The 14,108-nt window shown below is 69.2% G+C and carries 11 protein-coding genes; all 11 read left to right on the forward strand.

The genetic code is table 11. The features are described 5' to 3' along the window. Nucleotides 1-29 precede the first annotated feature (29 nt). The 11 genes from VGB24_RS06270 (at nt 30) to VGB24_RS06320 (ending at nt 14,052) form a co-directional block, all read left to right on the forward strand. A complete protein-coding gene (locus tag VGB24_RS06270) occupies nt 30-1,652 on the forward strand; it encodes a 2Fe-2S iron-sulfur cluster-binding protein (RefSeq protein WP_331072105.1) in 1,623 nt (540 codons plus the stop codon). A 105-nt stretch (nt 1,653-1,757) separates the two neighbouring features. Continuing rightward, a complete protein-coding gene (gene nuoH, locus VGB24_RS06275; protein ID WP_331072106.1) occupies nt 1,758-3,104 on the forward strand; it encodes an NADH-quinone oxidoreductase subunit NuoH in 1,347 nt (448 codons plus the stop codon). Between the two features lie 33 nt (nt 3,105-3,137). After that, on the forward strand, nt 3,138-3,626 hold the full coding sequence (locus VGB24_RS06280) for an NADH-quinone oxidoreductase subunit I (protein ID WP_331072107.1): 489 nt from the start codon (nt 3,138-3,140) through the stop codon (nt 3,624-3,626). Nucleotides 3,627-4,048: 422 nt separating this feature from the next. Next, entirely contained in the window at nt 4,049-4,573 is a 525-nt protein-coding gene (locus VGB24_RS06285) for an NADH-quinone oxidoreductase subunit J (protein ID WP_331072108.1), read from the forward strand. 7 nt (nt 4,574-4,580) lie between these two features. Then, nucleotides 4,581-4,886: an NADH-quinone oxidoreductase subunit NuoK gene (nuoK, locus tag VGB24_RS06290; RefSeq protein ID WP_331025128.1), complete on the forward strand. Its 306-nt coding sequence runs from the start codon at nt 4,581-4,583 to the stop codon at nt 4,884-4,886. Nucleotides 4,887-4,891: 5 nt separating this feature from the next. Further along, entirely contained in the window at nt 4,892-7,297 is a 2,406-nt protein-coding gene (nuoL, locus tag VGB24_RS06295; protein WP_331072109.1) for an NADH-quinone oxidoreductase subunit L, read from the forward strand. Between the two features lie 13 nt (nt 7,298-7,310). Next, entirely contained in the window at nt 7,311-8,921 is a 1,611-nt protein-coding gene (locus tag VGB24_RS06300; protein WP_331072110.1) for an NADH-quinone oxidoreductase subunit M, read from the forward strand. A gap of 19 nt (nt 8,922-8,940) precedes the next feature. Then, complete coding sequence (locus VGB24_RS06305; protein ID WP_331072111.1) at nt 8,941-10,515, forward strand: NADH-quinone oxidoreductase subunit N; 1,575 nt, start codon at nt 8,941-8,943, stop codon at nt 10,513-10,515. A 127-nt stretch (nt 10,516-10,642) separates the two neighbouring features. Continuing rightward, nucleotides 10,643-11,713 (forward strand): alpha/beta hydrolase, encoded by a 1,071-nt coding sequence (locus tag VGB24_RS06310; protein ID WP_331072112.1) that lies wholly within the window; start codon nt 10,643-10,645, stop codon nt 11,711-11,713. Nucleotides 11,714-11,762: 49 nt separating this feature from the next. Then, the gene (locus VGB24_RS06315; protein ID WP_331072113.1) at nt 11,763-12,101 is read left to right on the forward strand and encodes a hypothetical protein; all 339 of its coding nucleotides are present in this window, start codon (nt 11,763-11,765) and stop codon (nt 12,099-12,101) included. 307 nt (nt 12,102-12,408) lie between these two features. After that, the gene (locus VGB24_RS06320) at nt 12,409-14,052 is read left to right on the forward strand and encodes an Ig-like domain-containing protein (RefSeq protein WP_331072114.1); all 1,644 of its coding nucleotides are present in this window, start codon (nt 12,409-12,411) and stop codon (nt 14,050-14,052) included. Nucleotides 14,053-14,108: the final 56 nt, after the last annotated feature.

A 14,108-nucleotide genomic window follows, 5' to 3' on the forward strand; every position in this document is an offset into this window, starting at 1 on the left:
GCCACGACTGAACGAAAGAGAAGCCGGCGATGGCCGAACCGACCCCGACGCCTGAGACCGTTTCCGTCACCGTAGACGGAATGACGCTGGACGTGCCCAAGGGCACGCGCCTGCTGGACGCGTGCGCCCAGGCGGGCGTCGACGTCCCCCACTACTGCTACCACCCCGGCATGTCGGCCCCGGCCCAGTGCCGCATGTGCCTGGTCGAGGTGGAAAAGTCGCCCAAGCTGATCCCCGCCTGCGTGGGGTCGGTGACGGACGGCATGGTGGTGCACACCCAGAGCGAGAACGCCCTCAAGGCGCGCGAGGGGGTGCTGGAGTTCTACCTGGTCAACCACCCGCTGGACTGCCCGGTGTGCGACCAGTCGGGCGAGTGCAAGCTGCAGGACTACGTCTCGGCCGAGGGCCCCGCCATGGGCCGCTCGCGCGAGCCCAAGCGGGTGCTGGGGCGCGACGACTTCGGCGGCGACGTGCTGTTCTACGCCGACCGCTGCGTGATGTGCACCCGCTGCGTGCGCTTCATGCGCGAGGTCGCGCAGGACGAGCGGCTGACTGTGGTGCAGCGCGGGAGCCGCGCCGTGATCGACACCTTCTACGACGAGGGGCTCACGGGGAACATCTGGGCCGACAACATCGTCGACATCTGCCCCGTGGGCGCGCTGGTCAGCAAGGACTTCCTTCACAAGGCGCGCGCCTGGGACCTGGACCGGGTTCCCTCCGTCTGCCCCAACTGCAGCATGGGGTGCAACATCCGGCTGGAGACGCGCGACGACCAGGTGATGCGCCTGAAGCCGCGCCCCAACCCCGAGGTGAACGCGCACTGGATGTGCGACTTCGGCCGGCTGAACTACAACTGGATGAACCGCGTGGACCGCATCGAGGCGCCGCTGGTGCGCGACGCCTCGGGCCGCCACGTGCCGATGTCGTGGGCCGACACGCTGACCCGCCTGGCCGAGGCCCTGCGCGGCGCCGGCGGCGGCGGCGGCGCGCGGGCGGTCGTCTCGCCCTTCGAGTCGAACGAGGGAATGGGCGCGCTGCGCCGGGTGATGGAGGCCGTGGGCGGCGGCGACGGCGTGTTCCGCTGCGAGCAGGGCGAAGAGGTGGTTCTTCCCGGCTTCCCGGACCTGGCGCTGCGCCGTGACCGCGCCGCCAACGTCGTGGGTGCGGAGCTGTTCGGCTTCGGGCGGACGGGCAGGCCCGACGGCAAGGGCGGGCTGGAGTCGGTGGGCGCGCACACGGGCGTGCTCCTGGTCCTGGGCGACGAGCTGGGCGACGCGCCGGCGGACTTCGGAGCCAACGCGTCCCTCTTCGTGTACGTGGGCCAGCACCTGGCCCCCGCGGCGCGCAACGCCCACTTCGTGCTGCCGGCGACCACCTTCGCCGAGATGGAAGGGACGTTCACGAACATCCAGCGCCGCGTGCAGCGCTTCTGGCCCGCGGTGCGGGCGCCGGGAATGGCGCGGCCGGCGTGGCAGATCCTGGGCGTGCTGCTGGCCGGCATCAGCGAGGCGGGAGCGCCGGGAACGGCGGCCGACGCGTTCGGCACGCTGGGCGCGGTTTGCCCCGAGTTCGGCCAGCTGGCCTGGGCGGACCTGGGCGCCAACGGGGCGGTGCTCCCCGGCGTGCGCGAGCTGCAGGAGATGGGCGACTGATTTCGCGGATCGCGCGGGCGATCTGATCTGAGCAGGGCGGGGGACCGGCACGCAGGCCGGCCCCTGACGAACGCGGGCCCAACGGACCGAACGCGAATGCAAGCAGTGCAGACGATCTCGAACCTTCACCAGCCGTCGGACATGGCGTTCCTGGTGTGGTCGATGATCAAGGTGATCGCGGCCTTCAGCGTGGTCATGGTGACGGTGGCCATGCTGACGCTGATGGAGCGCAAGGTGAGCGCCTGGATGCAGGACCGCCTGGGCCCCAACCGCGTGGGCCCCGGCGGCCTGGGGCAGCCCCTGGCCGACGGCATCAAGAACATCCTGAAGGAAGAGACGAACCCGGCCGAGGCCAACCGGGTGTTCTTCACGCTGGCCCCCATGCTGTCCATCATCCCGGCGCTGGTGACCTTCGCGGTGATCCCCTTCGCGGCGCCGCTCCCCACGCGCTGGGGGGTGATCCCCATGATCGTGGCCGACCTGCCGGTGGGCATTTTGTTCCTGCTGGCGTTCAGCTCGCTGGGCGTGTACGGGATCGTCCTCGCCGGCTGGGCCAGCAGCAACAAGTACGCGCTGCTGGGCGGCCTGCGGGCGGGCGCGCAGATGATCAGCTACGAGATCGCGCTGGGGCTGTCGCTGATGTCGCTGTTCTTCGTCGTCGGCAACGTGGGGCTCCCCGAGATCGTGTACAAGCAGCAGCAGATGAACCTGTGGTTCGCGCTGCCGTTCTCGGTGTCGTTCTTCTTCTTCTGGATCAGCTGCTTCGCCGAGACCAACCGCCTGCCCTTCGACCTTCCCGAGGCGGAGAGCGAGCTGGTGACCGGCTACCACACCGAGTACAGCGCCATGAAGTTCAGCATGTTCTTCATCGCCGAGTACGCGCACGTGCTGACGGTGTCGGCGCTGATGGCCACGCTCTTCCTGGGTGGCTGGGACATCCCCGGCTACGGCGGCGACGACATGCTGGGCTTCGGGGCCGACGGGCGCTGGATCGGCGCGCAGCCGGCCATCTGGAAGACCATCGTGAGCTTCGGCTTCTTCACCGCGAAGACCTTCTTCTTCATCCTTATCTTCATGCTGGTGCGCTGGACGGTTCCGCGCTTCCGGTACGACCAGGTGATGGACCTGGGGTGGAAGATCATGCTTCCCGCCGCCCTGGTGGCCGTCGTGGTGACGGGCGCCACGGTGCTGGGGCTGGACAGCGCGGGCGAGCCGTTCGTGCAGGTGGCGCCCGACGGCACGCGCGGGGCCATCACCCTGTTCGGCGGGCTGGTGCTGACGGCGGTGAACGGGGTGATGCTCTTCCTGGTGATGTGGCTGATGGACCGGGGGCGCGTGCTTTCCGGCACGGGCTCGATGGACGAAAAGCGGATTCACGCGCAGCACCTGGCGCGGCGGCGGGCGGAGCAGATGCGCCAGCGGCTGACGACGCCGGGCTCTGCCGTCAGATAGAGGCACGGAACTATGGCGGCCACGGTTCAGGTCATGAAGCGCCCGGTGCGGAAGTCGTCGTACATCCGCGCCACGCTTTCGGGGATGGCGCTCACCTTCCGGCACCTGGTGCAGTCGGCGGGCGACCGCTCGGAAAAGACCATCCAGTATCCGGACGAGAAGAAGCAGCTGAGCCCGCGATGGCGGGGAACGCACGTGATGGAGACGCACGACGACGGGCGTCCCAAGTGCGTGGCGTGCGGCCTGTGCCCCACCATCTGCCCGGCCAACTGCATCAAGCTGGTGCCGGGCGAGGACGACCAGGGCAACCGCTACCCGATCGTCTACGAGATCGACGAGTTCCGCTGCATCTTCTGCGGGATGTGCCAGGAGGTGTGCCCGGTGGAGGCCATCCACGTGGGCAACCACTATGAGTCCGGCGAGTACACGCGCGACAACTTCGTGTATGACCTGGACCGCCTGATGAAGCAGACGCACCCCAGCACGCTGCTGTGGGACCCGGCCGATCCAGCCGGCGAGTGAGCGGCTGGCTGTCGTGCGGAAGTGCGTGAGTGCGTGAGTGCGTGCGGAAGTAACGGCGGAGTGAGCGCTCTCCGCCCCCGGTGAGTGCCCCGGGCTCCGTCGAACCGCACGGATGCAGAGGAAGCAGTCCGCGAAGGCGGACTTCGTGAGGTTCCAGCCGCGGTTTAAACCGCCACTGGAGGGGGACCGCGCCGTGTTTTGTCGAGGCGCACGATTGCAGAGGGTGCCGCCCGGAGAGGCGGACTGCGCCGTCTGTCATCGAGGCGCACCGATGCAGCGGAAGCAGTCCGCGAAGGCGGACTTCGGGCCGTTGTTGCCGCGGTTTCAACCGCCCCTGCAGGGGCATGCGCCGGCCCGGCCGCCGCGCACCGACGACGTCGTTTCGAGGGCCCCCGGATGAGGGTGCACAACGTGGATACCAGATGCTGACCCAGATCCTTTTCTTCTTCTTCGCGGCCTGCGCCATCGGCTCGGCCGTGATGGTGATCTCGCGGAAGAACCCCGTGTCGAGCGCCCTGTGGCTGATCGGCACCTTCTTCGCGCTGGCCGCCATCTACACCCTCCTGGGCGCCTTCTTCATCGGCATCGTCCAGATCCTGGTGTACGCCGGCGCCATCATGGTGCTGTTCCTCTTCGTGATCATGCTGCTGAACCTGGGCAACGACTACGAGGTGGACATCCGCGGCACCGGGTGGAAGATCATGGCGGGGGGCGCCGCGCTGGTGATGATCGCGCTGCTGGGCCGCATGTTCACCGGCCTTCCGCCCACGGGCGTGGGCGCCGAGGTAGGGCACGCCGCCCTGGCCGCGCAGACGGCCGAGCGCGGCACCGTGGGGCTGATCGGCATTCCCATGTACCAGGAGTACGTCGTTCCGCTGCAGGCCACGGCCATGCTGCTGCTGATCGCGGTGGTGGGCGCGGTGGCGCTGGCCAAGAGAAAGATCTGAGGAGCACGTGGAGCACGTTCCGCTGCAGTACTCGCTGGCGCTCAGCGCCATCCTGTTCTCCATCGGCGTCGCGGGGGTGGTCATCCGCCGCAACGCGATCGTCCTGTTCATGTGCATCGAGCTCATGCTCAACGCCGTGAACCTGGCCTTCGTGTCGCTTTCGCCCTACGCCGGGGTGCAGGGGCAGGTGTTCGTCTTCTTCGTGATCGCCGTCGCCGCAGCCGAAGCCGCGGTGGGGCTGGCCATCATCATCTCGGTCTTCCGCCACAGCGAGTCGGTGGACATCAAGAACTTCAGCCTGCTACGGTGGTAGGGGTGATGCTCCTCCTTCAAGCCGCCGAAGCGGCGCACGGCGCGCCGGCCGCCGCCGCGCACGGCGCCGAAGCGGCCTCGCACGGCGCCACGTTCCACCCGGTGCTGCCCTGGCTGATCCTGGCCCTGCCGCTGCTGGGCTTTCTGGTCAACGGCCTGATCGCGCTGTACGCCGCGCGCAAGGCGCTCCCCGCCGTTCCCCCCGTGGGCGACCCCTACTGGGACGCGCACGGGCACGACGCGCACGAGCACGCCCACGCCGCCGCCCCGGCCCTGTCGCACGCCCACGCGGGGGCGCCCAGCGAGCAGGAGCACCTGGACAGCGGCCTGCGCCCCAACCCCGGCGACCACGCGGACGACGCGCACCACGGCCACGCGCGCGACGCGCACGGGCATGACGCACACGGCCACGATGCGCACGACGATCACGCGCATCACGGCGGCCCCAGGCCGTGGACGCACGTCGCGCCGTCGTTCATCGCGCCGGGCGTGCTGCTGGCGGCGTTCGCCATCGCCGTGCTCAACTGGATGAGCATGCGCGGGGCGGGGACGTTCGAGGACATCAAGGGCTGGGAGTGGATGCCCGTCGGCGACCTGCAGGTGGGCTTCGACCTGCTGCTGGATCCGCTCTCGATGGTGATGACGCTGATCATCACCGGCGTGGGCTCGCTGATCCACATCTTCTCCATCGGCTACATGAAGGAGGACCCCGGGTATCCGCGCTTCATGGCGTACCTGAACCTCTTCATCTTCTTCATGCTGATCCTGGTCCTGGGCAGCTCCTACCCGCTGATGTTCGTGGGGTGGGAGGGCGTGGGCCTGTGCAGCTACCTGCTGATCGGCTTCTGGTTCAAGGAAAAGGCGAACGCCGACGCGGGGAAGAAGGCGTTCATCGTCAACCGCATCGGCGACTTCGGGTTCCTGATCGCCATGTTCCTGCTGTTCGTGAACGTGGGCACGCTCACGTTCAGCGAGGTGATGGAGCGGGCCCCCTCGGAGCTGGAGTTCGGCGGGGCGGTGGTGACGGCGATCGCGCTCTTCTTCTTCCTGGGCGCCGCCGGCAAGAGCGCGCAGCTGCCGCTGTACGTGTGGCTGCCGGACGCCATGGCCGGCCCCACGCCCGTTTCGGCGCTGATCCACGCCGCGACCATGGTGACGGCGGGCGTGTACCTGGTCGTCCGCTCGTCGGTGATCTTCACCATGGCGCCCCGCGCCTCGCTGGTGGTGGCCGTCGTGGGCACGCTGACGGCGCTGTTCGCGGCGACCATCGGCCTGAAGCAGTGGGACATCAAGAAGGTGCTGGCGTACTCCACCGTGTCGCAGCTGGGCTTCATGTTCGCCGCGGTGGGGATGGGCGCCTACACGGCGGGGGTGTTCCACCTGATGACCCACGCCTTCTTCAAGGCCTGCCTGTTCCTGGGCTCGGGCGCGGTGATCCACGCCATGCACGGGGCCTTTCACGCCACGCACAACCCGGCCGACGCGCAGGACATGCGCAACATGGGCGGGCTGAAGAGGCACCTGCCCATCACCTTCGCCACCATGGGCATCGCCACGCTGGCCATCGCCGGCGTGCCGCCGTTCGCGGGCTTCTTCTCCAAGGACGAGATCATCGGCGCGGCCTGGCTGGGGGCCGGCGGCGCCAACCCGCTCGCGGCGGGAATGAGCCACGTGGGGATGAACCCGGCGCCCTGGATGTGGGCCATCGGCATCATCCTGTCGATCACCGCCTTCATCACGGCCTTCTACATGGGCCGCATGATGATCTACACCTTCTTCGGCCGCTTCCGCGGGACCGACGCGGAGCGCAGCCACCTGCACGAGGGCAACTGGACGCTCACGCTGCCGCTCATCGTGCTGGCGCTCCTTTCGACGGTGGGCGGCCTGCTGAACGTCGAGGAGCACGTGCCCGTGGTCGAGTGGTTCGACTTCGGCCAGGGCGCGGCGCTGCACCACTGGCTGCACCCGGTGATCGCCGGTTCCGAGACGGTGATGCGCGAGAACGTGCAGAACGCCGTGGAGCCGCACCACGCGGCCTGGCCCATCATCCTGGCCATCGTCATCGGCCTGGGCGGCTTGGCGCTGGCGTGGGGGATGGTGAGCAAGCGCAACGAGCGGGTGCGGACGGCCGACGTGGAGCCGGCGTACGAGGGCGGGCTGCAGAAGGCGCTCTACAACAAGTGGTACGTGGACGAGTTCTACGACCGCACGGTGGTGAAGCCGGTGAACTTCCTGTCGCGCCTGCAGTGGGGGTTCGACCGGGGCATCGACGGCATGGTCGACATGTTCGGCCGCATGGCGCAGGCGCTGGGGCTGTGGATGGGCCGGGCCCAGACCGGATACGTGAACACCTACGCGTTCGTGCTGATCGTGGGTGTGCTGGTGGTGCTGGGCAGCTTCATGGCCCTTTGACGCGCGAACGGAAATGGAATCGATCTACCAGAGCCACTGGATCCTCACCTTCTTGATCCTGTTCCCCGTGCTGGGCGCGCTGGCCGCGTACCTGGCGGGCGAGCGGAACGCGCGGATGGTCGCGCTGGGGGCGGGGATCCTGGAGTTCGTCGCCTCGGTGCCGCTGTTCTTCAGCTTCGACCCGGCCGGCCGCTGCACCTTCGCGGGGTCGGGCGGACAGCTGGGGCTGGGGGTGCGTGAGCCCGTGAACGCCCTGATGCAGAACTGCGCCAATGCCGCGTGGTTCCCCGACTGGGGCATCCGCTACCAGATCGGGATGGACGGCATCAGCCTGTTCATGGTGCTGCTGACCACGCTGCTGCTGCCGCTGATGGTGCTGGGCTCGTGGACGTACATCCGCGACCGCCAGCGCACCTTCTACCCCGCGCTGCTCACCCTCACGTCGGGCGTCGTCGGCGTGTTCGTGGCCCTGGACATGTTCCTGTTCTACATGTTCTGGGAGATGATGCTGATCCCCATGTACTTCCTGATCGGCGTGTGGGGCGGCAGGGAGCGGGTGTACGCGGCGGTGAAGTTCTTCTTGTACACCACCATTGGCTCGCTGCTGATGCTGGTGGCCATCCTGTACCTGTGGTGGCGGGCGCAGGCCGGCGGCGCGGGCCCCAGCTTCAGCTACTTCGCCTTCCTGGAGGTGCGGACCACGTCGGCCGAGCAGTTCCTGCTGTTCCTGGCCTTCGCGCTGGCGTTCGCCATCAAGGTGCCCGTGTTCCCGTTCCACACCTGGCTGCCGCACGCCCACGTGCAGGCGCCCACGGCGGGCTCGGTGATCCTGGCCGGCGTGCTGCTGAAGATGGGCACCTACGGCTTCATCCGCTTCGGCGTGACGCTGTTCCCCGACGCGGCGACGGACCCGCGCACCATCTTCTGGGCGATGGTGCTGGGGGTGGTGGGCATCATCTACACGGCCATGGTGGCGGCGGTGCAGCCCAACGCGAAGAAGCTGGTGGCGTATACCTCGGTGGCGCACCTGGGCTTCGTGATCCTGGGGATCTTCGCCTTCAACCTGCAGGGGCTGCAGGGCGCGCTGCTGGTGATGATCGGCCACGGCCTTTCCACGCCCATGCTCTTCTTTTTGCTGGGCATGCTGTACGAGCGGCGCCACAGCTACGAGATCGAGGACTTCGGCGGGCTGGCGGCCACGGTGCCACTGCTGTCGGTGATGCTGGTGTTCGCGGCGATGGCCTCCATCGGGCTGCCGGGGACGGCCGGGTTCTTCTCGGAGTTCCTGGTGCTGCTGGGCACCTTCCGCAGCGCGCCCTGGATGGCGCTGATCGCCAGCACCGGCGTGATCTTCGCCGCGTACTACATGCTGCCGATGGTGCAGCGAATCCTGTTCAACCCGCTCGACAAGCCGGCCAACCGCCGGCTGCCGGACCTGAACCTGCGCGAGATGGCGATCCTGGTGCCGCTGGTGGCGCTGATCCTGTGGCTGGGCTTCTACCCCAAGCCCGTGCTGGACCGCATGGAGCCCGCGGCGAAGATCATCCTGGAAATGAGCAAGCGGTCGACGGTGGTGGAGCCCTTCGGCTTTGCCGCCCTCGACGCCGCCGAACCGAACCGCTGACCCGCGCCCGAGCCGATTGATGGAACTGAACCTGGCCAACCAGGGCCACTACTTCTGGGCGCTGCTGCCGGAAATCGTCCTTTCGCTCTGCGCGATGGCGGTGCTGCTGGTGGACGTGTTCCAGAAGGGCAACCGCTCCGAGCCCTCCAGCCGCGCCATTCCCTGGCTGTCCATCGGCAGCCTGGTGCTGACGGCCGTGGCCAACGTGGCCCTGTACCGGATGAGCCACCAGGCCGGCTCGGTGCCGGGGATGGTGGCGCTGGACTCGTTCCGGGTGATCGTGAACTTCATCTGCCTGCTGGCGGCCGGGATGGCGCTGCTGCTGTCGTTGGGGTACCTGGACCGGCGGGGGATCAACCGCGGCGAGTTCCACGCGCTGATCCTGTTCGCCACGCTGGGGATGATGCTGATGGCCGGCGCCACCGACCTGCTGATGGTGTTCATCGGCCTGGAGGTGATGTCGGTGGCCATCTACGTGCTGGTGGGCTTCGACCGCCTGGACGCGCGCTCCACCGAGGGCTCGCTGAAGTACTTCCTGCTGGGCGCCTTCACCAGCGCGTTCTTCTTGTACGGCATCGCGCTGACCTTCGGCGCCACGGGGACCACGAACATCGCCCGGCTGAACCAGCTGCTCATCTCCGGCAACCGCGACGAGCCCATGCTGATGGCGGGGATGGCGCTGCTGCTGGTGGGCTTCGGGTTCAAGGTGGCGGCCATGCCCTTCCACATGTGGACCCCCGACGCCTACGACGGCGCCCCCACGCCGGTGACGGCGCTGATGGCCACGGGGGTGAAGGCGGCGGCGTTCGCGGCGTTCATCCGCGTGTTCCTGGTGGGCTTCGCGGGGGGGTACGAGCACTGGGCCAACCCCATCTTCTTCATCGCCATGCTCACCATGATCGGGGGCAACCTGATCGCGGCCACGCAGGGCTCGGTGAAGCGCATGCTGGCGTATTCGTCCATCGCCCACGCGGGGTACCTGCTGGCCGCGCTGCTGGCCATCAACTCCGGCGGGCCCGGCGCCTTCCTCTTCTACCTGCTGGTGTACACGCTGATGACGGCGGGCGCCTTCGGGGTGGTGATCGCCAACGCGCGCGGCGCCGACGAGCGGGTGACGCTGGAAGACTACTCGGGGCTGGCGCACCAGAAGCCGCTGCTGGCGGCGGTGTTCTCGATCTTCCTGCTGTCGCTGGCGGGCTTTCCGCTGACGGCGGGGTTCCTGGGCAAGCTGTACATCCTGCGCGCGCTGGTGTCGGCCCCGCAGAACCTGACGCCCATGGCGGTGATCCTGGTGCTGGCGTCGCTGGTGTCGTACTTCTACTACCTGCGCGTGATCGTGGTGATGTACATGCGCCCCGCGCGCGGCGCCGACGAGCACGCGCACGCGCGGCTCCCCCGTCCGGCCATGGCGGGGGTGGTGGCCGCGGCGGCGCTGATCGTGCTGCTGTTCTTTACCGCCGGCGTGCGCGTCTTTCCCGGCGGGATGACGGCGTCGGGGGTGCGGGAGCGCTGGGGGATCCTGGACCTGGCCGACCGGGGGTGGCAGTCGCTGAACGCGCCGCGCGAGGCGGTGGCGTCGGCGGCCGAGCCCTGAGGACGGGCGCGGCCGGGGACCGAGGACGAGCTGCACGGGCCCGGCGGAGTCGCCGGGCCTTGGTGTTTGCACGGGGATTGCACGGGGGATGGACGGGGCTGGCGGGGAGCGAACGCGAGAGGAGCGGATGGCCGTGAACGAGGGCCCGAAGACGGGCCGCGAGGGGCGCCCGGAAGAGCGCCAGGACGAAGCGAAGGGCACGCCGCTGCTGGGCAGCACGCGGCGCAAGGCGGCCGCCGGCCTGGGTGCGGCGGCGTTGGGCGCGTACGCGGTGTACCTGCTGGGCGCCCGCAAGGCGCGCCGCAAGCCGGTGACGGAGCTGCCCAACGCGCTGGGGCTCCCCCTGGAGTACGTGCCGTGGGGCGACGTGTTCTACGCGTACTACCAGCGCGAGGGCACGGGCCGGCCCGTGGTGTTCCTGCACTCCATCAACGCGGTGGCCTCTGCGCACGAGATGCGGCCCATGGTGCGGGCCTTCGCGCGCTACACCGACCGGCCGCTGTTCGCGCTGGAGTGGGTGGGCTTCGGGCACAGCGATCGGCCGGAGATCGCCTACGAGCCGGGGCTGATGGAAGACCAGCTGGAGCACTTCCTGGAGCGGGTGGTGAAGCCCGCGGGCGGGGCCGACGTGGTGGCCCTGTCGCTGGGCGCGGCGTACGCGGCCGAGGTGGCGCGGCGGCGGCCGGACCTGGTGCACGCCCTGGTGGCGCTGGAGCCCTCGGGACTGGGCAAGAACCCCGGCGCCCTGCCGCGCATCTGGTCGCGCCTGCTGTTCACCCTTCCCGGGGTGCAGCGCGCCTTCTACGACCGGCTGACCACGCCGGAGTCGCTGTACCAGTTCGCGGCCGACAACCTGTTCACCCCCGAGTTCGGCGTGCCGGAGGAGTTCGTGGACTTCGCTGCCGAGACCTCGCGGATGGAGGGGGCCGCCCTGCCGCTGGACGACTTCCTGAGCGGGCGGATGTTCCCGCGCGACTCGGCCGACGCCTTCCGCCGGCTGCGGCAGCCGCTGCTGGTGATCCACGGCACGGTGGAGAACCGCCGGCAGGAGAACTACGACCGCCTTCCCGAGCTGGACGGCCGACCCAACGTCACCGTCGTGGGCCTTCCCACGGGCGGGCTTCCGCACTGGGAGCGGGCCGTCGAAGTGTGGGAGCGCGTCCGCGACTTCCTGGACGCGGCGGGCCCGCGCGCCTGAGCGCGGGCCGCCGCCTTTCGTCTTTTCGAGATCCTACGGAGACGCCATCATGCCGATGTCTGGGTTCCGCCGTTTGCCCCTGGCGCTCGCCGCCGCGTTGCTCCTGGCCGCGTGCGGAAGGGGCGGGGAGAAGGGCGCGGGGGGGCCGGCCAAGATGGATACCACCAACAAGGAGTGGGAGGACGGGCTGTCGTCGCAGCAGGTGCAGACCGAGGCCAAGGCGCTTTCTCCCGAAGAGGCGGCGCAGATGGGGATGGCCGTCGACACCAGCATTCACCTGGAGGCGCTGGACGCGCGCGACTCGGCGCTGGTGGAGCGCGGCCGGGTGAGCGCGCCGGCCCGCGGCGACACCGCCAGCGCCCCCGTGCGCGTGGACAGCACGCCCTGAAGGGTTCGCTGCGCCGGAGCAGGATGGAACGCAGGGAGCCGTGGCGGCTCTCCGCGTTTTCTTTTTGTCGGGAGATAACTCTTGTGTTCCCCGCCCCTAAGTGCCACATTATGGCGTAGCAGCTCTCCGCAACTCCTGTCGTTCCGCCGACTTGCGCCACGTCGTCAACAGAGCGGCACCGTAGACCGTTCCGAATCGTCATTCCATCGGCCCTGACCGTTCCAACCGCGCACCCTCCCTGGGTGCGCAGGCCCTCGCCGCGGGGTACGCGGCGGTTTTTCTTCCTATCCATTCCTCCCGAGGATCCATGAGCAGACTTCGCGGGTGTTTCCTTCTCGTTGGCGTCGCCGCGCTCGCCAGCGCGTGCGCCGACCTGAAGAACCCGGCTGCCCCCACAGGCGTGGCGGCGTCTTCCATCTCCGACGCCACGCACGGCGGCACGCCCGGCTTCTTCTGGCTGCCCCCGATGGTGAAGAACCCCGGCTCGGCCGGCACGCTGGACACGAACCTCGACCCCACCGTCACCATCTGCGCATGGTCGGGCACCGCCTGCACCTCGGCCGTGGCCGAGTACACGCGGGCCGGAGGCACCGGCGGCGAAGCGGTGAAGGTTTCCGATTCGCACTACCACGTCGGCTGGCACACCCGCCAGTTCACCCTGGACGCGGCGCAGGTGTACCGCATTCGCGTGAGCGTGGGTGCGCGTGAGCTGGGCCACGCCGACGTGCGCGTGGTGGCGACCGCGGCGGCGGCGCGGGGCGTGGACGGCAGCCAGTACGTGGCCGTGGTGAACGGGCAGACGCTGGCGGTGAAGTTCCGCATCGAGGCGGGCATCCCCGGGGCCATCACCGTCACCCCGGGGACCGCGACGGTGCAGCCCGGCGAAACCCAGCAGTACACCGCGGTGGTCACCGACCTGCACGGCAACGTCATCGCGGGCGCGCCCATCACCTGGTCGTCGAGCATCGCCAGCGTGGGCACGGTTGACGCGAACGGGCTGGCCACGGGCGACCAGGCGGGGTTCACCACCATCACGGCGGCGAGCGGATCGCTCACCGGCACCGCGGCGCTGATCGTGGACCAGCCGATCCACCGCTGGACGCTGATGGACACGGCCCACGACCAGGGGAACTGGGCGGTGTGGGGCACGTCGGCCAGCAACGTGTACGTGGCCAACTGGACCAGCATCCTGCACTTCGACGGCACCCGGTGGCACAACGTCGACACGGTGCAGTGGCACGGCACGCTGGACATCTGGGGCACCGGCGAGGACAACATCTACGCCGTGGGCCAGACCGGGCGCATCCTTCACTGGAACGGGACCGCCTGGTACTACGAGCGCTTCGACGGCAACATCGTGTATGCCCAGGCGCTGGGCGACTGGAGCAACCCCCCGGCGAACATCTACCTGTGGGGCGTGTGGGCGGCCGCGCCGGACGACTGGTTCATCGTGGGCGACCAGGGCACCGTGCTGCGCGGCAGCCATGGCAACTGGACGAAGATGAGCACCCCGGTGAACACGCTGCTGCGCCGGGTGTGGGGCACGTCGGCCAACGACGTGTACGCCACCGGCGACAACGGGGTGCTGCTGCACTTCGACGGGACGTCGTGGTCGCAGGTGACGCTGCCCGGCGCCCCGGGCGACCTCTTCGGGGTGTGGGGTTCGTCGTCGAACGACGTGTTCGTGGCGGGCACCGTGGGCAGGGTGTACCGCTTCGACGGCTCGGCGTGGACCGTTACGCAGCTCCCGACGCAGAACCAGCTGTTCGGCGTGTGGGGCACCTCGTCCGCCAACGTGTTCGTCGGCGGGCAGGGGGGCGTGATCTACCGCTGGAACGGCGCGCGGTGGATCTTCGAGGAGGCCCCGGCCCAGCAGGTGTTCGACTTCTGGGGACCCACGGACACGGACGTGTTCGCTGCCCTCAGCGGCTGGCAGATCCTGCGCCGCTGACGCCCGCCGGCGGCGGATGACCAAAGGGCCGGCCCCGCGCGTGCGGGGCCGGCCCT

This window comes from Longimicrobium sp., from assembly GCF_036399935.1.
Classification (GTDB): domain Bacteria; phylum Gemmatimonadota; class Gemmatimonadetes; order Longimicrobiales; family Longimicrobiaceae; genus Longimicrobium.